Source organism: Delftia sp. GW456-R20 (genome assembly GCF_001622915.1).
Taxonomy (GTDB): domain Bacteria; phylum Pseudomonadota; class Gammaproteobacteria; order Burkholderiales; family Burkholderiaceae_C; genus Comamonas; species Comamonas acidovorans.
Genome location: NZ_LWCN01000004.1, coordinates 1,992,885 through 2,013,525 on the forward strand (window position 1 = coordinate 1,992,885; position 20,641 = coordinate 2,013,525).

18 protein-coding genes and 1 tRNA gene are annotated in these 20,641 nt (G+C 68.3%); 16 read left to right on the forward strand and 3 right to left on the reverse strand.

Annotated elements, in window-relative coordinates; genetic code table 11:
- Nucleotides 1-145 precede the first annotated feature (145 nt).
- The 4 genes from A4F85_RS14215 (at nt 146) to A4F85_RS14230 (ending at nt 5,097) form a co-directional block, all read left to right on the forward strand.
- Entirely contained in the window at nt 146-2,443 is a 2,298-nt protein-coding gene (locus tag A4F85_RS14215) for an NADP-dependent malic enzyme (RefSeq protein ID WP_012204029.1), read from the forward strand.
- 101 nt (nt 2,444-2,544) lie between these two features.
- A tRNA-Ser gene (locus tag A4F85_RS14220) sits at nt 2,545-2,632 on the forward strand.
- 367 nt (nt 2,633-2,999) lie between these two features.
- Nucleotides 3,000-4,472 carry a glycosyltransferase family 39 protein gene (locus tag A4F85_RS14225; RefSeq protein ID WP_063326942.1) on the forward strand — a complete coding sequence of 491 codons (1,473 nt, stop codon included), beginning with the start codon at nt 3,000-3,002 and terminating at the stop codon, nt 4,470-4,472.
- A 55-nt stretch (nt 4,473-4,527) separates the two neighbouring features.
- A complete protein-coding gene (locus tag A4F85_RS14230) occupies nt 4,528-5,097 on the forward strand; it encodes a hypothetical protein (RefSeq protein ID WP_231890549.1) in 570 nt (189 codons plus the stop codon).
- Nucleotides 5,098-5,128: 31 nt separating this feature from the next.
- On the opposite strand, the gene A4F85_RS14235 is transcribed toward A4F85_RS14230, so the two are convergent.
- Entirely contained in the window at nt 5,129-5,788 is a 660-nt protein-coding gene (locus tag A4F85_RS14235; protein WP_013803729.1) for a TetR/AcrR family transcriptional regulator, read from the reverse strand.
- A gap of 60 nt (nt 5,789-5,848) precedes the next feature.
- On the opposite strand from A4F85_RS14235, the gene A4F85_RS14240 reads away from it, so the two are divergent.
- The 12 genes from A4F85_RS14240 to A4F85_RS14295 all read left to right on the forward strand — a co-directional run bounded on the left by A4F85_RS14240 (nt 5,849) and on the right by A4F85_RS14295 (nt 17,778).
- Nucleotides 5,849-7,057, forward strand: a complete 1,209-nt coding sequence (locus A4F85_RS14240) for an arabinose transporter (protein WP_063327983.1) — start codon at nt 5,849-5,851, stop codon at nt 7,055-7,057.
- Nucleotides 7,050-7,823: a siderophore-interacting protein gene (locus A4F85_RS14245; protein WP_063326944.1), complete on the forward strand. Its 774-nt coding sequence runs from the start codon at nt 7,050-7,052 to the stop codon at nt 7,821-7,823. The genes A4F85_RS14240 and A4F85_RS14245 overlap by 8 nt, the downstream gene beginning before the upstream one ends.
- 132 nt (nt 7,824-7,955) lie before the next feature.
- A complete protein-coding gene (locus A4F85_RS14250) occupies nt 7,956-9,389 on the forward strand; it encodes an amidase (RefSeq protein ID WP_063326945.1) in 1,434 nt (477 codons plus the stop codon).
- A 1-nt stretch (nt 9,390) separates the two neighbouring features.
- Nucleotides 9,391-10,266, forward strand: coding sequence for a polysaccharide deacetylase family protein (locus A4F85_RS14255; protein ID WP_013803733.1), 876 nt, complete (start codon nt 9,391-9,393; stop codon nt 10,264-10,266).
- Nucleotides 10,267-10,294: 28 nt separating this feature from the next.
- Nucleotides 10,295-11,740: an MFS transporter gene (locus A4F85_RS14260; protein WP_043823934.1), complete on the forward strand. Its 1,446-nt coding sequence runs from the start codon at nt 10,295-10,297 to the stop codon at nt 11,738-11,740.
- A gap of 7 nt (nt 11,741-11,747) precedes the next feature.
- Nucleotides 11,748-12,524, forward strand: coding sequence for an SDR family NAD(P)-dependent oxidoreductase (locus A4F85_RS14265; protein ID WP_063326946.1), 777 nt, complete (start codon nt 11,748-11,750; stop codon nt 12,522-12,524).
- 11 nt (nt 12,525-12,535) lie between these two features.
- Nucleotides 12,536-13,294 (forward strand): SDR family NAD(P)-dependent oxidoreductase, encoded by a 759-nt coding sequence (locus A4F85_RS14270; protein WP_063326947.1) that lies wholly within the window; start codon nt 12,536-12,538, stop codon nt 13,292-13,294.
- Nucleotides 13,295-13,485: 191 nt separating this feature from the next.
- Nucleotides 13,486-13,830: a hypothetical protein gene (locus A4F85_RS14275; RefSeq protein WP_231890615.1), complete on the forward strand. Its 345-nt coding sequence runs from the start codon at nt 13,486-13,488 to the stop codon at nt 13,828-13,830.
- Nucleotides 13,827-14,906, forward strand: a complete 1,080-nt coding sequence (locus A4F85_RS14280; protein WP_063326949.1) for a CobW family GTP-binding protein — start codon at nt 13,827-13,829, stop codon at nt 14,904-14,906. The genes A4F85_RS14275 and A4F85_RS14280 overlap by 4 nt, the downstream gene beginning before the upstream one ends.
- A 23-nt stretch (nt 14,907-14,929) precedes the next feature.
- Entirely contained in the window at nt 14,930-16,120 is a 1,191-nt protein-coding gene (locus A4F85_RS14285) for an ABC transporter substrate-binding protein (RefSeq protein ID WP_063327984.1), read from the forward strand.
- Between the two features lie 63 nt (nt 16,121-16,183).
- Entirely contained in the window at nt 16,184-17,260 is a 1,077-nt protein-coding gene (locus tag A4F85_RS14290; protein WP_063326950.1) for a GntR family transcriptional regulator, read from the forward strand.
- A gap of 128 nt (nt 17,261-17,388) precedes the next feature.
- Nucleotides 17,389-17,778, forward strand: a complete 390-nt coding sequence (locus A4F85_RS14295; RefSeq protein WP_013803741.1) for a hypothetical protein — start codon at nt 17,389-17,391, stop codon at nt 17,776-17,778.
- Between the two features lie 61 nt (nt 17,779-17,839).
- Here the strand turns inward: A4F85_RS14295 and A4F85_RS14300 are convergent, their stop codons facing one another.
- Both A4F85_RS14300 and A4F85_RS14305 read right to left on the reverse strand, forming a co-directional pair.
- On the reverse strand, nt 17,840-19,354 hold the full coding sequence (locus A4F85_RS14300) for a L,D-transpeptidase family protein (protein ID WP_063326951.1): 1,515 nt from the start codon (nt 19,352-19,354) through the stop codon (nt 17,840-17,842).
- Nucleotides 19,354-20,634, reverse strand: coding sequence for a L,D-transpeptidase Cds6 family protein (locus tag A4F85_RS14305; RefSeq protein WP_231890550.1), 1,281 nt, complete (start codon nt 20,632-20,634; stop codon nt 19,354-19,356). The genes A4F85_RS14300 and A4F85_RS14305 overlap by 1 nt, the downstream gene beginning before the upstream one ends.
- Nucleotides 20,635-20,641: the final 7 nt, after the last annotated feature.

Sequence of the window (20,641 nt, forward strand, 5' to 3'; positions counted from 1 at the left end):
CCGGCCTACCCGCCGGGCTGTGCGCCCCCTGCCGTCCATAGGCGCCAGGGGGCTTGTTGTCGAAATCCCTGAGGCAAAACTGTCCTGACCCTCATAGGCTGTAGCTATCCGGTAAGCTCCGAGAGCATTTGCAGAGAATTCCTGTATGACCCAAAACCTGTCCAACGCCGAACAAGCCCTGCGCGACGCAGCCCGCGAATACCATCGCAGCCCCAACAAGGGCAAGATCTCCGTCACGCCCACCAAGCCCTTGTCCAACCAGCGCGACCTGTCGCTGGCCTATTCGCCCGGCGTGGCCTACCCCTGCCTGGACATCCAGGCCGACCCCTCGCTGGCCGCCGAATACACGGCGCGCGGCAACCTGGTCGGCGTCATCACCAACGGCACGGCCGTGCTGGGCCTGGGTGACATCGGCCCGCTGGCCGGCAAGCCGGTGATGGAAGGCAAGGGCTGCCTGTTCAAGAAGTTCGCTGGCGTCGACGTGTTCGACATCGAACTGGCCGAGCGCGATCCGGACAAGCTGATCGAGATCATCGCCTCGCTCGAACCCACGCTGGGCGGCATCAACCTTGAGGACATCAAGGCGCCCGAGTGCTTCTACATCGAGCAGGAGCTGTCCAAGCGCATGAACATCCCCGTGTTCCATGACGACCAGCACGGCACGGCCATCATCTCCAGCGCCGCCCTGCTCAACGGGCTGGAGCTGGTGGACAAGCAGATCGGCAACGTCAAGATCGCCGTCTCCGGCGCCGGCGCTGCCGCCATCGCCTGCGTGAACGTGATGGTGGGCCTGGGCGTCAAGCGCGAAAACGTCTTCATGTGCGACTCCAAGGGCGTGATCTACGAAGGCCGCCCCGGTGGCCTGGACGCCTCCAAGGCCCAGTACGCGCAAAAGACGGACGCCCGCACCCTGGCCGATGCCGTCAAGGATGCCGACGTCTTCCTGGGCTGCTCGGCTCCCGGCGTGCTCACTGCCGACATGGTCAAGACCATGGCCGACAAGCCCATCATCCTGGCCCTGGCCAACCCCGAACCCGAGATCCGCCCCGAGCTGGCCAAGGCCGTGCGCCCGGACTGCATCATGGCCACGGGCCGTTCGGACTACCCCAACCAGGTCAACAACGTCCTGTGCTTCCCCTACATCTTCCGTGGCGCGCTGGACTGCGGCGCCACCAAGATCACCGAAGCCATGAAGCTGGCCTGCGTGCGCGAAATCGCCGCACTGGCCAAGCAGGACGTCAGCGATGAGGTCGCCGCCGCCTACCAGGGCAAGGAGCTGAAGTTCGGCCCCGACTACCTGATCCCCACGCCCTTCGACACCCGCCTGATCCTGCGCATCGCGCCGGCCGTGGCCAAGGCTGCCGAAGAGTCCGGCGTCGCCACCCGCCCCATCGCCGACTACGACGCCTACCGCGAGAGCCTGACCCGCTTCGTCTACCAGACCAGCATGTTCATGCGTCCGGTGTTCGCCGCTGCCAAGGCCAACCAGCAGCGCGTGGCCTATGCCGAAGGCGAAGACGAGCGCGTGCTGCGCGCCGCCCAGGTCGCCGTCGATGACGGCCTGGCCAAGCCCATCCTGATCGGCCGACCCGCCGTGATCGAGGCCCGCATCGCCAAGGCCGGCCTGCGCCTGGTGCTGGGCAAGGACGTGGAGATCTGCAACCCCGAGGACGATCCGCGCTTCCGCCAGTACTGGGAAACCTACCACCGCCTGATGGGCCGCAACGGCGTCACGCCCGAGACCGCCAAGGCCGCCGTGCGCCGCTCCAACACGCTGATCGCCGCGCTCATGGTCCACCTGGGCGATGCCGACGCCATGCTCTGCGGCCTGGTCGGCAAGTTCGACAGCCACCTGGCCCATGTGCGCGACGTGCTCGGCCTCAAGCAAGGCGCTGGCGAGTTCGCCACCGTCAACGCCGTGATGCTGGACAGCGGCACGCTGTTCATCGCCGACACCTACATCAACGAGGCGCCCAACGCCACCGAGCTGGCCGACATCGCCCGCCTGGCGGCCGAGGAAGTGGCCCGCTTCGGCCTGCCGCCCAAGGTGGCCTTTCTGTCGCACAGCAACTACGGCTCGTCCAGCCGCCCCTCGGCGCTGAAGATGCGCGCCGCGCGCGACCTGTTCGCCGCCGCCAACCCCGACGTGGAATGCGATGGCGAAATGCACGGCGACTCCGCCCTGTCCGAAGCCATCCGCGACCGCGCCCTGCTCGAGTCCTCGCTGCACGGCGAGGCCAACGTGCTCATCTGCCCCAACCTCGACGCCGCGAACATCCTGTTCAACGTGCTCAAGACCACGGGCGGCCACGGCACGACCATCGGCCCCATCCTGCTGGGCGGCGCTGCAGCAGCCCATGTGCTGACCCCCTCCGCCACCGTGCGCCGCGTGGTCAACATGACGGCCCTGGCCGCAGCCCAGGCCATCGCTGCCCGCGGCTGATCCGCGCCGCACCCAAAAAAGGCGCCCCTTCACAGGGGCGCCTTTTTTACGCCCCCTGCCCCGGCAGGAGCGGCATAAGCCCGGCTAGAATACGCAGCTTCGGAGACTTGGGTGAGCGGTTTAAACCAGCAGTCTTGAAAACTGCCGACGGGCAACCGTCCGTGAGTTCGAATCTCACAGTCTCCGCCAGATTCAGATGATCAGAAACAAAGCGCCTGCCCAGGCGCTTTTTTCTTGTCCATCGCGCACCAGGCAGGTTCAACCAGCGCCCTGCCCCCGGCTGCAGCCACGCAGCCCGCCGTGAGCCCGCAGTCAACGGTCTCCACACATTCTTCACACAGTCTTTACATTGGATTAACCAAGCAGACATAAGCTGCCGAGCTTCTAGCGCTCGCGTAAGCCAAGAGTCCGTAGCCAACGCTGAAGCTCCCGTTCGACCGCCTTCCTGGGAATTTCCCCTGTGCCAGCGCACTTGTCATCGCCGCTGGCATTTCCTATGACCCATCCCGTCCCCTCACAAGCAGCGAGCGCGATCACGCGAAGCGCTCCGCTGGCCATGCCCGCACCGTCGCTTTCCCTGGACATCAAGGTCCTCATCGGCCTCTTTCTCTTTTCGGTGGTCTGGCTGCTGCAGATCGACAGCTCCAGCCTCACGGCACCCAAGGACAACCTCGAACAGCTGACCTGGGTGCACAGCCTGGAGTGGGGCTACTACAAGCACCCGCCCCTGCCGACCTGGCTGCTTTCGGTGCCGGTCCATTTGTTCGGCCTGTCTGCGCGCACCAGCTACGCCACCGGCGCGCTTTTCACGCTGGCGGGCCTGTTCCTTTTCTGGAAACTGCTGAATGACTTGCGCGGCAGCCGCTACGCCACGCTGGCCCTGTTGGCGGCCATGTGCATCACCTACTACAACGAGCGGATGCACTTCTTCAACCATGAAGTGGTGCTGATGCCTTTCTTTGCGGCCAGCGCCCTGCTGGTGTGGCGTGCGGTGGGCAGCAGGCAGCTGCGCTGGTGGGCCGCCCTGGGCTGCTGCCTGGGGCTGGGCGCACTGGCCAAGTACCAGATGATCCTGGCCGCCGTGGCGGTATTCCTGTTCTGGCTGGCGTCAGGCGCCTGGCGCGAGCGGGTCCACATGATCGGCCTGGTGCTGGCGGCGGCCATCTCGCTGGCCATCATCTCGCCGCACCTGTACTGGCTTTTCCTGAACGACTTCGGCCCCATCCGCTATGCCACCGAATCCTCGCTGGGCGCCAGCCTGGGCGGCGGCGCCAGGCTGCTCAATACGCTGCACTGGCTGGCCGACCAGCTGCTCAACCGTGCATTGCTCGCCTGGGTGCTGCTGGGACTGGTGATGGCCCTGCACCGCCGCAGCCGCCTTGTGCCGCAGGACACACCGCAGCGTCCCGGGACAGCCGATGCATCGCGCGCGCTGATCCTGTGCTTTGGCCTCACGCCCATCGTGCTGACCTGCGCCATCGGCATCTTTGCGGGCTCGTCGCTGCAGCTGCACTGGGGCACGCCCTTTCTGCTGCTGGCCGTTCCCGTCGCCATGGAGCTGGCCGGTGCCAGGCTGCACGCGTCGCACATATCGATCACCACCGCCATCAAGTGCTTCGTGGCACTTCAACTGGCCTTGCTGCTCGTGGCCCAGATGACCTCGGCGCGCAGTGAACTGCGGCTTAACAGCCGGCACTGGAGAAACTTCGATTCAAAGGCCTTGAGCCAGGCGCTAGCCGAACCCGCGCGCGAAGCGCTGGGCGGTGATATCCGCGTGATCGCAGGCCCCACGGCCGAGGCCAAGGCCCTGGCCCTGAAGCTGCGCGAAAAGCCGCTGGTGCTGATCGATGGCCGCATGGACATCAGCCCCTGGATTTCCCAGCACATGGTGGATGCCTGCGGGGTGCTGCACCTGCAGCTGGCGGCATCGCAGCCGCCCGGACACCAGCCGGTGGGCGAAGGCTTTCCCTCCCTTTTCTGGCGTATCACCCCGCCGGAGGAAGATGCGGGCAGCTGCGTCGAAAGCTGAACGAATAAGGTCCTTGCGGGCCGCGCCTGTCGGCATTGCGTGATTGCACCCATTGTTGAGAACCACCACCGTGCCCATGAAATCCCCTTGCGAAGAACTCATCGACATGCTGGGCCAGCCTTATGACGCCGGCAAAGTGGCCCGACTGCTTGGCCCACTGGGTGTCAAGCGAATGCCCAGGCCGTCGAGCCATTTTGATGACGACATCATCTGGTCCGCCAAGTCCTCGCTGCGCATCGATGTCTATCGTCCCCGGGCACTTTCCAGGCTGACGGGGAGAGACTGGGAGGATGGCGATGTCTGGCTCATTGGCTCCGTGCATTTTCTTGCGCCGGGGGCAGACAGCAGAATCCGGGCCGTATTTGCGGGCAGCCTGCCTTCGGGGCTGAGCATGCGATCCCCACCTGAAGCGCTGGTGGCGGTTTTTGGGCCGCCGCAAATGGATGATGGGATCGAGCGACCGGGACATGGCGGACGTCTGCTGGCCTGGCGCAAGCCGCAGGTCAACATCGTGGCCGAGTATGAGGACGCGGGCGAAGCTGGCTCCATCACCAGCTTTGTGGTGTGCCTCATCGGCTGCATAGGTGCCTGGCGCCACGACGATCCGGAGGTCTTCGCGCCCTGAGGACCTGGCGACCAAATCGCGCTTTGCATCCTCAACCCAGGGCAGGCGCTCGCAGATACCCCATCAGCACCTGCACGATGCCATCCTCCAGGGCCTGGGGGGTGAACATGGCAGGCGGATCGATGACGGCGGCATGCACCAGGGACTCCATGGTCTGCAGCAGCATCCAGGTGGCCAGGTCCAGATCGCGGTGGGCGAGCTGACTGCGGTGCAGCTCCAGGAGCTGGCGCACCTGGCGGAAGATTCCGCCGTCGGCCGCGCTTTGCTCGCGCGGCGCGTCGAAGAAGGGGAACTCCTTTTCCAGCACCCGGTGCAGATCGGGCTCGACCCGGTGCGCCGCCAGCAGCGCGCGGACCATGGCCTGCACATGGCCTTGCAGGCCCTGCGGCCGCTCGGCCGCAAGCACGGCGGCAATGGCCGCGTACATCTGCGCGGCGTGGCGCTCGTGCAAGGCCGTGATCAGCGAGTCCTTGTTGGGAAAGTACTGGTAGAGCGAACCCACGCTCACACCTGCGCGCTCGGCCACCAGATTGGTGTTGGTGGCGGCGTAGCCGCGTTCTGCAAGAACGCGAGCCGCGGCCTCCAGAATGGCCTCGACCGTGGCAAGGGAACGCGCCTGCCGTGGCTGCTTGCGGGGCTGGGGCGGCTGCCGCTGCGCCGCCTGCGAATGCGAGTTTTCAATGCGAGCCATGGCTCATATTCTCCTGGACATGTGATCTGAGTTTTTACTCGTATTTGAAAGGGAATGCACATGTCTTCCGGAATTTCGCCATCCGCGGCCGCGTCGCCGCCGGTGAACGCATTTGCGCGGCTGCTGCCGCTGACGCTGGCGGTCTTCGTCAGCTTTCTCTGCCTGGGCATGCCCATGCCCGTGCTGCCCCTGCACCTGAGTCAGACCCTGGGACTGGGCACGCTGGGCGTGGGCACGGTGATGGGCTGCCAGTTCGCGGCGGCCCTGCTGTCGCGGGCCTGGGCCGGCTCTCTGGCCGACACGCGCGGCGCCAGGCATGCCGTGGTGCTGGGCATGTTGCTGGCCGCCGCTTCGGGCGTGGCCTACCTGATGTCCCGCGCCTTCGAGGGCGGACAGGCCGCAGTCTGGGTGCTGGCCGCCGGCCGCGTGATGCTGGGCTGCGCCGAGAGCCTGATCATCACCGGCGCCCTGAGCTGGGGCATGGCAATGATCGGCCCGCAACATGCCGGCAAGGTGATGGCCTGGGTGGGCATTGCCATGTACGGCGCCTATGCGGCAGGCGCGCCGGCCGGCGTGGCAGTGCAGGCCGTCTGGGGCTTCTCGGGCATTGCCGTGGCCACCATCGTGCTGCCGCTGGCCGCCCTGGTCATGGTCTGGGGCCTGCGCGCCACGCCGGCTGCGGCCCAGCGCCGCACACCGTTCTACAAGGTGCTGGGCACGGTGTGGCTGCCCGGCCTGGGGCTGGCCCTGTCCAGCGCGGGCTTTGGCGTGATCACCACTTTTGCGGCGCTGCTGTTCGCGTCGCGCGGGTGGGGCGCGGCCTCGCTGGCCTTCACGGCCTTCGGCCTCGCCTTCATAGGGGCGCGCTTGTTCTTCGGCCATCTGCCTGACAAGCTGGGCGGCGTGCGGGTGGCGCTGGCCAGCATTCCGCTGGAGGCGGCGGGCCTGCTGCTGATCTGGGGCGGCGGCGATGCGGCCTGGGCCTATGCGGGAGCCGCACTCACCGGCTTCGGCTATTCGCTGGCCTTCCCGGCCTTCGGCGTGGAAGCCGTCCGCGGTGCGCCACCCCAGGCGCGCGGTGCGGCCATGGGCGCCTATGTGGCCTTCTTCGACCTGTCCATGGGATTGACGGCTCCCGCCGCCGGGCTGCTGGCCAGTGTCACGGGCGTCGGAGACGTGTATTTCGCCGCCGCCGTGAGCGTGGCCCTGTCCATTGCCGTGGCCCTGCTGCTGCGCGTGAACGCAGCCCGGGGAGCCTCCCATGGCTGAGCCGCTTCACACCCCCGCCGGCACGCAGCGCGCCCTGGGCACCGTGGTGAACGTGCAGTCCATCACCCCGCGCATGCGCCGCATCACGCTGGGCGGCGAGCAGATTGCCGCCTTCTCGCGAGCGCCCGCAGCGGATGCGCCCGCCGCCTGGGTCAAGCTGTTCCTGCCGTCCGGCGAAGGTCGGGCCTATACGCTGCGCAGCGTGGACCGCCAGGCCGGCACGCTGGACATTGACCTGGTGCTGCATGGCGATGCGTTCAATGCCAACCATCAGAACAACACCTCCGCTGGCGGCGACGGCCCCGCCTCCCGCTGGGCCGCCCAGGCCCGCGTGGGCGAGCAGGTGGCCATTGCCGGCCCGCGCAGTGGCGGCTTCGCCCCACCAGCCGACACCAATTGGATGATGCTGGCAGGCGATGCCTCGGCCCTGCCGGCCATGCAGTCCATCGCAGCGAGTCTGCCGGCCTCCGCTCGGGTCAAGGCCTATGTGGAAATCGTCGACGACGGCGAATGCCAACCCATGGACAGCGCCGCCAACTGGCGCACCGAGTGGATCACCGCTGCGCCAGGCCAGCCCGGACAGAGGCTGTGCCAGCGGCTCATGTACCGGCCGCTGCCGCTGGGCACCGGCTATCTGTGGATGGCCGGCGAGTCCGGCGCCATGCGGACGTTGAAGATGCACTTCCTGGACCGTGGCATCGCCCGCACCCAGCTGAGCACCAAGGGCTACTGGAAATCCGGCGAGGCGGACCACAAGGATCGCTAGAGCCGCTAGGGCTGCGCACGCAGCTTTCTCCCCCCATCAACAGCGCCACATCCCCCGGGTAACCACCCGGACGCGGGATGCAGGCGCTCACTAGAATCAAAAAATGAACTTTGACATCAACATTCAAATTCAATGAAAACCATTGGCTGCCAGACGGCGCCTCCCTCGGCCTCCGAACTGCATGCGGCGTATGCAGCCGGCACGCTGACGCCCATGCAAGCCACCGAGCACTGCCTGCGCGTTGCCTGCGCAAGCCAGTCCGTGTTCACGCGCATCACGGCGGACCGCGCGCTCGAGGAGGCCCGGCAGTCCACGGAGCGCTGGCGCGCGGGCCGGCCGCTGGGGCCGCTGGACGGCATCCCCATCAGCTGGAAGGACTTGTTCGACGTGCGCGGCACGCCGACCACGGCGGCCTCGGCCCTGCTGCAGTCGGCCGCGCCAGCCCGGGCCGACGCCGCCGTGGTGGCGCGTGCCGCAGCGGCCGGCATGGTCTGCCTGGGCAAGACCAATCTCAGTGAGTTCGCCTACTCGGGCCTGGGGCTCAATCCCTGCTTCGGCACGCCGGTGTTTGCACATGAGGGAGGCCACGACCGGGCGCCCGGGGGCTCGTCCAGCGGCGCTGCGCTGGCCGTGGCCCTGGGGTGCGGGCCGCTGGCCATGGGCACGGACACGGCGGGGTCCGTGCGCATTCCCGCCGCCTTCAACGGGCTGGTGGGCTATCGCGCCAGCAGGGGGCGCTATTGCCTGCAGGGCGTGTTTGCGCTGGCGCCGTCCCTGGACACCCTGGGGCCGCTGGCCCTGAGCGTGGCCGACTGCATGGCGCTGGACCGCGTGCTGCGCGGGCTGACCGACGACGGCCATGCCAACGCATCCCCCGCCGCGGACCTGCGCAATCAGGTGTTCTGCACGGACCTCAGCCTGCTGGATGACGACCGCGTGCAAGCTCCCGTGCGCAACAACCTCCTGTCCTCCCTGGCCTTGCTGGAGACCCGGGGTGCCCGCGTGGAGCGCCGCACGCTGCGCAGCCTGCGCGCCGTACGGACGCTGACCCGGCGCCATGGCTGGCTGGGCGCCCATGAAGCCTTTGCCACCCACCGCGCACGCCTGGACGATGCCGATCAGGCCGCACGCATGGACCCGCGCGTGCGCCAGCGCCTGGAGGCGGCCAGGCATCTGAGTCCTGACAGCTACCGGACATTGATCGCCCAGCGCGCACCACTGATGGCCTTGTTCGCGCAGGAGCTGGGCGATGCCACCCTGGTGCTGCCCACCACGGGCCACACCGCACCCCTGCTGCTGCCCCTGCTGGACGACGACAGGCTGTTTGCCGAAACCAACCTCGCCACGCTGCGGCTGACCATGCCCGGCAGCTACCTGGACACGCCGGCCGTGGCCCTGCCCAGCGGCGTGCAGCGCATTCCCGGCCTGGACGGCAGGCCTGCGTTTCTGCCCACGGGCCTGCAGCTCATGCGCCCCCGGGGCGATGACGACCGGCTGCTGCGCATTGCGCTGAGCGTCGAACAGGTTCTTTCCCCCTCCACCGTTCCCATTGATAGGAGTGCATGACATGAGCAAGGAAATCCAGATCACGTTTGGCGTGGACGTCGATGCCGTCGGCGGCTGGCTCGGTTCGTATGGCGGGGAGGACTCGCCAGACGACATCTCGCGCGGCATGTTCGCGGGCGAGGTCGGCTCGCTGCGGCTGCTCAAGCTGTTCCACAAATACGGCCTGAAGACCACCTGGTTCATTCCGGGCCACTCTGCCGAGACCTTTCCCGAGCAGATGAAGGCCGTTGTGGACGCGGGCCACGAAATCGGCATCCACGGCTATAGCCATGAGAACCCGATTGCCATGACGCCCGAGCAGGAAGAGGCCGTGCTGGACCGCAGCATCGAAGTCATCACGCGGCTGGCCGGCCGCGCGCCCACTGGCTACGTTGCTCCGTGGTGGGAATTCAGCCCGGTCACCAACGAGCTGCTGCTCAAGAAAGGCATCAAGTACGACCACAGCCTGATGCACAACGACTTCCACCCGTACTACGTGCGCGTGGGCGACCAGTGGACGCGCATCGACTACAGCAAGCATCCCGACACCTGGATGAAGCCCCTTGTGCGCGGCAAGGAGACACGGCTGGTCGAGATCCCCGCCAACTGGTATCTGGACGACCTGCCGCCCATGATGTTCATCAAGAAGTCGCCCAACAGCCACGGCTTCGTCAACCCGCGCGACATAGAGCAGATGTGGCGCGACCAGTTCGACTGGGTCTACCGCGAGCACGACTACGCGGTCTTCCCCATCACCATCCACCCCGATGTCTCCGGCCGCCCCCAGGTGCTGCTGATGCTGGAGCGCCTGATCGAGCATTTCCAGTCGCATGAGGGCGTGCGCTTCATGACGTGCGACCAGATCGCCGACGACTTCCTGCGCCGCCAGCCGCGTTGATGCCGCATCCCACCTCAGCGAGGACACCATGAATACCTCCGCCATTGCCTCCGACGCCCCAGGCGCCGGCCATCCGGCCCCGGCCGGGATCGATGCCCCCTGGACCGCGCCCACCGTGACGCGCAGGCAGGTCAGCTACGCCACCTGGGTCTGCTTTTTCGCCTGGGTCTTTGCCGTCTACGACTTCATCCTCTTCGGCACCCTGCTGCCGCAACTGGGCGAGCACTTCCAGTGGAGCGCCGAGCAGCAGGCGCGCCTGAACACCTGGGTAACCCTGGGCACGGTGATCGTGGCCTTCGGCATCGGCCCCATTGCGGACCGGCTGGGGCGGCGCAAGGGCATCATCATCGCCGTGGCGGGCGCCGCGCTGTGCTCGGGCCTGACGGCGCTGGCCGGCTGGGTGATCGGCCTGTCGGCGGGCCTGGGCTTCGTGCTGCTGATCGTGGTGCGCTCGCTGGCGGGCCTGGGCTATGCCGAGCAAAGCATCAACGCCACCTACCTGAGCGAGCTGTTCTCCCTGGTCTATACCGACCCGGCCTCGCTGCGGCGGCGCGGCTTCATCTACTCGCTGGTGCAGGGCGGCTGGCCCGTGGGCGCCGTGCTCACCGCCGTGCTGGTGGCCCTGCTGTATCCGCTGGGCGAGCGCTGGTTCGGCCAGGGCGGCGGCTGGGCGCTGTCCTTCGTATTCGCCATGTTCCCGGCCCTGGTGATCGCCGTGCTGGGCCGCCGGCTGGTGGAGACGCCCCAGTTCCTGACCGCGCGGCGCGTGGCCGATCTGCGCCGCGCCGGGCGCGAGGCAGAGGCCATGCGCCTGGCGCAGGAGCATGGCGCCAGCCCACAGCAGGAGCAGCACACCGGCCTGTCGGCCATGTTCCGCGGTGCCTCGCTGCGGCCCACGCTGTCGCTGGCCCTGGGCTTTTTCCTGAACTGGTTCGCCATCGTGATCTTCGCGGTGCTGGGCACCTCGGTGCTGGGCGGCGCGGGCGGCACGCCGGGCAAGGGCGTGGATTTCTCCAGCGCGCTGCAGGTGCTCATCATCTCCAATCTCGCGGGCTTTCTGGGCTATGTCTTCCATGGCTGGCTCGGTGACCGCATAGGCCGGCGCAACGCCGTGGCCATAGGCTGGATGCTGGGTGGCCTGGCCTTCGCGCTCATGCTGAACGCGCCCTCGGGCGACTTCTGGCGCATCGTGCCGCTGTACTCGCTGGGGCTGTTCTTCCTGATCGGCCCCTATGCAGCCGCCCTGTTCCTGATCGGCGAGAGCTTTCCCAGCCACATCCGCGCCACGGCCAGCTCCTTCGTCAACGCCATGGGCCAGGTGGGCGCCATCGCGGCAGGCTTTGGCGTGACCTGGACGCTGTCGCAAGGCTCGGACTGGGTGCAGGCGGCGCTGTACTGGGGCGCCATTCCCTGCGCGGCCTCGGGCCTGCTGATGTTTCTGGCGCCCCATGTCGATCCCGAGACCGTGAAGTGAGGCCGACATGAACCCGGACACCCCCAGCAACAAGGTGGCCCTCGTCACGGGCGCCGCCAGCGGCATCGGCCAGGCGCTGGCCCTGGCCTATGCGCAGGCAGGCATTGCCGTGGCCGGCAGCTACTACCCCCGGGATCCGCACGATCCCGGCCAGACCCTGGAACTCGTCGAACGCGCGGGCGGGCGGTGCGTCATGGAGGCGGTCGATGTGGGCGATGCCGAACAGGTCGAGCACCTGGCCCGGGTCGCCGTGGACCGCTTCGGCCGGCTGGACTTCGTCGTCGCCAATGCGGGTTTGCTGCGCCAGGCGGCCCTGGTCGAGATGAGCGATGCGCAGTGGCTGGAGGTCATCAACATCGACCTGGGCGGAGTGATGCGCACCTTCCGGGCCAGTGCGCGCCACATGGCTGCAGGCGGGGCCATGGTGGCCGTCTCCTCCATTGCAGGCGGCGTCTACGGCTGGGAGCAGCATGCCCACTATGCGGCCGCCAAGGCAGGCGTGCCCGGGCTGTGCCGCGCCGTGGCCATGGAGCTGGCACCGCGCGGCATACGCTGCAATGCCGTGATTCCGGGCCTGATCGAGACGCCGCAATCGCTGGACCCGGTCAACTCGCTGGGGCCGGAGGGCCTGGCGCTGGCGGCCAGGGGCATCCCGCTGGGACGCGTGGGGCAGGCCCGCGAAATCGCCGCCCTGATCCGCTTCCTGACCAGCGACGAGGCCTCCTACATCACCGGCCAATCCATCATTGCCGACGGCGGCCTGACCGTGCGCTGGCCCAGTTGAGGACATCCGACATGAACACCTCCAAGCCCCTGGACGGCCGCCGCGCCGTCGTGACAGGCGCCGGCAGCGGCATCGGCGAGGCCATCGCCCTGGCCTATGCGCAGGCCGGCGCGCAGCTGTTGCTGGCCGACATCGATGCCGCCCGCGCCGACAGCGTGGCCCGGCGCTGCCGCGCGCTGGGCGCGCAGGCCGAAACCGTGATCGGCGACGTGGGCGACGAGTCCACGGCCCACCGCATCATCGACCGCTGCGTGCAGGCCTTTGGCGGCATCGACATTCTGGTGAACAACGCCGGCATGCTCACCCAGTCGCGCTGCGCCGACATGTCCACCGCGATGTGGGACGAGATGCTGCGCGTGGACCTGCGCAGCGTCTTCCTGTGCGCGCGGCGCGCGGTGCCGCACATGCAGGCCCAGCGCTGGGGCCGCATCATCAACATCGCCTCGCAGCTGGGCATCAAGGGCGGCGTGGAACTGAGCCACTATGCGGCGGCCAAGGCCGGCGTGATCGGCTTCACCAAGTCGCTGGCGCTGGAAGTGGCACCCGACAACGTCCTGGTCAACGCCATTGCCCCCGGCCCCATCGCCACGCCGCTGGTCGATGGCATCAGCGCGGACTGGAAGCGCGCCAAGGAGGCCAGCCTGCCGCTGGGCCGCTTCGGCCGCGCCGACGAAGTGGCGCCCACGGCGGTGCTGCTGGCCTCCGATCCCGGTGGCAATCTGTATGTGGGACAGACGCTGGGGCCCAATTCCGGCGATGTCATGCCGTGAAAAGAAGCACCCCCTGAGTCGCTTCGCGTCTTCCCCCTCTCTTCGGAGGGGGGCGTACGGGCAGCCGGCGACACCCTCGGTGCGGGGCGGCGCGGCCGGCATAGGCCCTTCCTCGGTGTCTCTGCTCTTTGGCTGCGCCAGTTTCGCAGGCGGCTCCATTCGCAACCGAAAGGGTTTCTGTCATGTGTGGAATGTGCGGTTTGCTGCAGGCCTCCGGCCACTGGAGCCAGGCGCCGGCCGGATCGGCCGGGCGCCGCCAGCGGCTGATTCAGATTGCGCGCGCCAACCGGCTGCTGGCGCTGTGGCGGCTGCGGCTCAGCGACTTCCATGGCCAGTCCTATGTGCTGGCCGGCCCCACGGGGGCCAGCGTACTGATTGCCGATTTCGGCGCGCTGTGGCCCGCCGCCGAGCAGATGCTGGGCCGAGCCCTGGATCCGCTGGCCATGCCGTGGCAGCCGGCGCAGGCACAAGGGCAGGCACAAGTGCGGTCACAAGGGCGTGCACCAGCACAGGAACACAGGGAGCAGGCGCCATGAGCGGCCTGACGGACCACCACGGCGAGCGGCTGCCCGTGGGCGTGCTCACGGGCTTTCTGGGCAGCGGCAAGACCACGCTGCTCAGGCAGTGGCTGCAGGACTCGCCCGCGGGCGAGACTGCGGTGCTCATCAACGAATTCGGTGCCGTGGGGCTGGACCATCTGCTGGTGGGCCGCATAGACGCCGACACGGTGCTGCTGGACAACGGCTGCGTCTGCTGCGCCATACGCGGCGAACTCAAGGACGCTTTGTGGCGCCTGTACCAGCGCCGCCTGCGCGGCGAGCTGCCGCCTTTTCAAAGGGTGCTGGTGGAGACCACGGGGCTGGCAGCGCCCGGCCCCGTGATCGCCACCCTGATCGGCGATGCGCAGCTGCGCCAGATCTTCAGGCCGGCCTTCATCTCCACCGTGGTCGATGCGCTGCATGCCCCGTGGCAACAGTCCCGGCGCCCCGAATGGCTGGCCCAGGTCGCGGCGGCCGACCGGCTGTACCTGAGCAAGACCGACCTGGCCACGCCACAGCAGGCCGAGGCACAGCGTGCGCAACTGGCGCAGATCAATCCCCTGGCCAGCATCGTCACCTGCAGCCCCGGCGCAGCGGTACCGCCTGCCTGGCAGATGCAGGAATCCCATGCTCTGCAAACCGATTGGCTGGCACGCGCCATTGCCGGCACGCCGCGCGGCCGCACGGGCCAGGGCCAGGGCCTGCACGCAGGCGCCCAGGCGTTCTGCCTGGAACTTGACAGCCCGGTGGACTGGTGCGTGCTCACCCTGTGGCTGACCATGCTGCTGCACCGCCATGGCGACCGGCTGCTGCGCCTGAAGGGACTGGTGGCCGTGGCCGCGGATGGCTGGCCGCAGGGGCAGCCCACGGCGCTGCACGGCATGGGCCATCTCATGCACGCCCCCGAGCATTTGCCCGAGTGGCCGGGCGGGGACAGGCGCTCCCGCCTGGTCTTCATCACGGCCGGGCTCGATGAGCAGCAGATCAGGGCCTCCTGGCAATCGTTCTACCGCCTCCACTCGCAGGACAATGGCAGCCAGACCCCGGCAAGTCCCTCACCCCACACTGCGTGAACCTCCACGGCAAGGACCGCAACATGCGCAAGAACGATCCCGAACTGCGTGTCCTCGGCACCTCGGTGACGCTGACCGAAGCCCTGCGCCAGCGTGCGCAGCAGGACCTGGGCATACGCATCCATTTCGAGGTGCTGGACGGCTTCGACGCCCAGCGCCAGGCCGTGATGCGCCAGGACAGCTTCGACCTGTACGACCAGTGGTTCCACAGCGTGGATTTCCTGTGGCCCACCGGCACCCTGCAGCCCATCGACACGGCGCGCCTGACCTGTTGGGACGAGGTCAACGCCCTGCCCCGCACCGGCCGCATCACGCCGCAGGCGGCCTTTGGCGCGGGCTGCAATCCTGTCACGCGCCTGTATGTGCAGGCCGATGGCAGCGTCAGCGATGTGCCCAGCGCGCATATCTCCATGCTGCCGCTCACGCACAACGTCGACAGCTTTGTCTACCTGCCCGCCGCCCTGCCCGCGCTGTTCGACCAGGCCGAGGAAAGCTGGTCCTGGCTGGTCTCCCCCGCCTGCCGAGGGCGCGCTGCGCTGCAGGCCGATGCCGCCATCGGCGCACTGGACGCGGCCCTTGCCCTGCAGGCCAGCGGTGACATGCGTTTCGGCGACATCAGCAACCTGGGGCTGGAGGAAATCGACCGGATGATGGCCGTGCTGCTGCAGCGGCAGGAGTCCGAACAATTCAGGGGCTTCTGGGGCAACTACGCCGATGCGGCACGGCTGATGATCGATGCAGGCGTTGCCATCCAGAGCCACTGGTCGCCGGCCATGGGCCACTACCGCGCGGCGGGGCTGGACTACCGGCTGGCCTGTCCGCGCGAAGGCTACCGCGCCTGGTACGGCGGCCTGGGCATCTCCAGCCAGGCCAGGGGCGACACGCTGGATGCCGCCTACCGCTACCTGAACTGGTGGCAATCCGGCTGGCCCGGTGCCGCGATGGCGCGGCAGGGCTACTACATCTCCAACCCGCTGCGCACGCGCGAGCACCTGAGCGCCAGCGAATGGGACTACTGGTACGCCGGCCTGCCCGCCGCCGAAGACCTGCAGGGCACCGACGGCCAGCTCGTGATCCCGCGCGGCAGCGTGCGCGACGGCGGCTCCTACGAGCAGCGCCTGGGCCGCATCGCCGTCTGGAACACCGTCATGGACGAGCACAACTACCTGGTGCGCCAGTGGGCCACGCTGCTGCGCCGTGCGCGCGCCTTATAGTCCTGCCCGATGACGGCCCCGCCGGCAGCGGCACACGCACACGCACACGCAGATGAAGCAGGAATGAGAAGAGCCACACAAGCATCCACGCAGACTGCGCGGGACGAAGAGACCGGCGAGACCGGCGAATCTGGCGATTCCGAGCGCCGGCTGCGCTATGAACTGATACGCCAGCGCCTGCGCCAGGCCATCGTCGAGCAGCGGGTGGCGCCCGGCCTGGTGCTGCTGGAGGGGCCCGTGGCCAAAGTCTTCGGCACCAGCCGCATTCCCGTGCGCAAGGCCTTCGAGCTGCTGCATGCCGAAGGGCTGCTGAGCACCTTCGACGGACGCGGCTACCTGGTCGCCCGGCCCGGGCAGGCCGTGCAGCCCCTGCGCCTGACGCTGGACGCGCAGGCCCTGGGCCTGGAGGCGGGCCAGGCCACGATCCACATTCCATCGGAAAGCGAGCGCATCCACGACGAGCTGGAGCAGTCCATCTCCATCGCCATGATCTTCGGGCGCTTTCAGATCGATGAGAGCGCCGCCATGGACCACTTCAACGTCAACCGCGTGGCCCTGCGCGAGGTGCTGAGCCGGCTGGTAGATAGAGGGCTGGTGGAGAAAAGCACCTACGCCGCCTGGCGTGTGGCCGCGTTGACGGCACGCGCGGTGAATCAGGACTTCGAGCTGCTCGCCTTGCTGGCGCCCGCAGCGTTGCGCGAAAGCGGGCCGCGCCTGGACAGGGACATGCTCGCCAGCCTGCGCCACGGCCTGCAAGGCGCGACGGCGCCAGGTGTTCCGGACACGCAGGAACCATTGCGCCTGGAGCAGCGCCTGGAACAGCGCGTGGAGCAGCACCTGCACGGCGACTTCCTGGCCCGGCACCCCAACGACAAGCTGGTGGGCATGCTGCAGCAGTGCCAGATGCCCTGGCTGATCCACAGCACCTTCTGCCGCATGTTTCCGCAATCGCCCAATCCGCCGCTGACCGAGAACTGCCGGCAGATCGTCGATGCCTTGTGGGAGGGGGAGTACGAGCGGGCCGCACAGGCGCTGCAGGACTATCTGGCCCAGGCGCGCAAGCGCGCCCAGCTGCAGCTGAAGGTGCTGGCCGTGCTGCCTGAGACGCAGCTGCCCGCCTACCTGGTGCGGCAGACCTGATCTTGTGATTCCTGCAGCCGGCTGCCGCTGCCCGGCGCGGCTGGTTGCATGTGGAACCGCTGGTTTGCCTGCCGTTCACCGGGCGTTTACGCAAGCACGGCATATTGGTCGCCCAAAGGACCGCACCGATGAACGCCCTGCGCATCAGCACCACCGTCTTCACCGAAGCCAGATTCTGGAGCCTGGTGGTTTTCTCGGTCGTTCTTCCCTGCGCCATCTACGCGGCCCTGCTGGCCAAGCGCAGCATCTCGCGCACCACGGTGCTGCTGTTCGGGCTGGCCCTGGTGGCCATGGCGGGGGTGGATGTCTACCTGCTGCAGAGCCTGGCATCGGCGGCCCGGCAGACGCCGTCGCTGTCGGACAACGCCATCTTCGTCTCGGAGCTGTCCACGGCGCTGTACCTGCTGCCGGCCATGATTGGCGGGATCGGCGTGAACATGACCTCGCATGTGCTGATACAGCATCTGTTCGATGCGGAGCGGCGGTTCGACAGCAACCGCAAGAACGAGACCACCTGAGCCGGCCGGGCCCCGCCTGGCGCTATCGGGCGCTATCGGGAGCAACCGGACTCGGCCCGGTTCAGCCCATCACGTCTTCGGAAAAGAGCTGCCAGCGCCCGCCCGTCTTGCGCCAGTACTGGCGCAGCGGCAGGCCTTCGGCGAAGGCCTTGCTGCTGGCGCGCAGGTTGACCACGCGGATCTCCCCCTTGGCATCTTTCCAGGAATAGATGGACAGGTCCTGCAGCGTCACGCCGGGGCGGTTTAGGTAGGCGGCCAGCCGTTCCTGCGATGCGCGCGAGGCGGGCGACTGCAGCAGGTCCGGCGCGTAGAGCGCGGCCAGCTTGTGCGGGTCGGCCCCGTCCCAGGCGCTCTTCCATTCCTCGACGACACGCACAAAGGCATCTGCCGCCTTCTGCTGGGCCTGGGCCTTGGGGGCCACCCACTGCAGCTTTTCGCGGATCAGCACCGGCGTCTGTCGGTCCACGGTCTGCATGAGCAAGGTGAGGTCGGGGTTGGCCAGCACCAGGCAGCCATCGCTGGCCTCGGGCGCGCGCGAGAACTGGTCGGGCGGCGAGCCATGCAGCCAGATGCCGCTGCCCGATCGGCCCACGGCCTTGTCCCAGTCGTTGGGAAAGTTGACCGTGAGCGCGCCCTTGCCATAGAACTCCGGCAGCCGAGGTCCGGGGATGTGGCGGCCCACGAAGTAGATGCCCAGCGGCGTGCGCTGGTCGCCTTCCTGCCATTTGTCCGTGCCCAGCTTGCCCACGGAGACATAGAAATCCCCCACCAGCCGCAGCCCGCCCGCCTCATGGGCGAACAGGTACAGCCGTGACTTGCTGGCGTCGATGGCAATCGCATGCCGCACCGACGCGCCCAGCATCAGGAACTCGCCGGGAACGGAGCCCGCGGGCGGCGCGCCGCTGTCGGCCTGCAGGCGGCGCTTGAGTTCGTTTTGCAGATCCTGCAGCTGGGCCTGCGTGGGACTGGCCGGGCCTTCCAGCCGCGCGACACTGCCCACGGACAGGTTGTGCCGCACCAGCACGCCCTGGCCCGGATGGCCGGGGGCGGAGGAGGCGGCGACGGGCGTGCCCGCCAGCACCTCGCCGGCACGGCCGGTCTTGAAGCGCAGCAGGTCGGCATACACCAGCTGGGCTGCGCGGAAATTGGGAACCTCGGCGGTGAGATCGCCGGCGGCCTTCAGCGCGCCGTCCAGATCCCGCTGCTCCACCTGGCGGATGATGGCCAGCAGGCGGGCCTCCGCCTGGCTTTGCTGTGCGGGGGCGGCGGCCTTGGCATGGGTGGCTGCTGCGGCAGCGGCACCGCCCGCCGTGGCCACCGCAGCGGCGGCCAGGGCGGGCTTGCCCGATGCCGCGCGCAGCCTGGCTGCGCCCGCCTTGCCGGAGGCAGGCTTGGAGGAGACAGGCTTGGCAGCTGCCGTTTTGGAGGCCTTGGCCTTGGCCTGCTTGGCATGGGCCACCGGGCTGAAGGACACCGCGGACAGCGCGACCAGCAGCACGGCCACCCCGGCGGCCCGCGCATGCAGGCGCAGCAGGCCGGTGGGTGGCAGTGCCAGGGGACGCGCTTTTTCAGGCATCAGGAGCCGGTTCCTTCATGGGTGATGCGCCATTGTCCCTTTTCGCGCTGCATGCGCAGGGTCTTGCGGGTAGTGGTCTTGAGCGCGCCCGATGCGTAGTACTGGCGGAACTGGGCCGTGGCCTTGTCGCCATCCACGGTCACCTTCAGGTCGCGCACATTGACGACGATGGTGGTGCGGCCAACGATGCGCTGGCGGCGCTGTTCCTTCCACTTGGCCAGGCTGCTGCCATCGGCCGGGGAGAAGTGGTCGCTGTAGGCGTCCAGGTAGCGGTCCATGTCCTGGCCGGCCCATGCGGTGGACCAGGCCTTGACGGCGGCTTCCACTTCCTGCGCGGCAGCCGATTGTGCGGCCTTCTTCTCATCGACGGCAGGCGCTGCCTTGGCAGGCTCGGCGGCGGCCACGGCGGTGGCGGCGGCTGCGGTGGCCGGAGCAGCGGCCTTGGCCGCTGCCTGCCTGGCTTCCTCGGCCGCGCGGGCCTTGTCCTGTGCTGCCTGAGCTGCCTTTTCCTGGGCCAGCTTGGCCTCTGCCGCCTTGGCTTCCGCCGCCTTGGCCTGGGCCAGCTTGGCTTCTGCAGCCTTGGCTTCTGCAGCCTTGGCTTCTGCAGCCTTGGCTTCTGCAGCCTTGGCCTCCGCCGCCTTGGCCTGGGCGGCCTTGGCATCGGCGGCCTTCACTTCAGCGGCCTTGAATTCGGCAGCCTTGGCCTCTGCGGCCTTGGCTTCGGCGGCGCGGGTCTCGGCCAGCTTGGCGTCGGCCTCGCGGGCCTGGGCTGCCTTGGCATCGGCCACCTTGGTCGAAGCGGCCGTTGCTGTGGCCGTGGCCTGGGCCGTCCTGACCTGGGCGCCGCCCTGCTTGGGGAAGATCTGCGTGATCAGGGCCAGCTTGGGCTGGATGGCCTGGCGCGACCCGTCCAGCTGCAAGGCCTTGGCATAGGCATCGCTGGCCATGCGCGCATACAGGTCGCCCAGGTTCTCATGCGCCGTGGCGTAGCTGGGGTTGGTGCGAATGGCCTGCTCCAGCACTTCCGAGGCCTTGCGCTCCTGGCCCTCGGCGGCGTACAGCACGGCCAGGTTGTTGTAGGGCTCGGGCAGGCTGGGGTAATCACGGGTCAGCGCCGTGAAGATCTTGATGGCCTGGGCGTTCTGGCGCTGCTCCGCCGCGATCACGCCCTGCAGAAAGCGCATCTGCACATCGGCCGGGTTCTGCTTGAGGTAGGCCTCGGCCTGCTTGGCGGCCTGGGGCGCCTTGCCCTGCTCCAGCAGCCGGGAGACCTCGTCCACCGCCTCC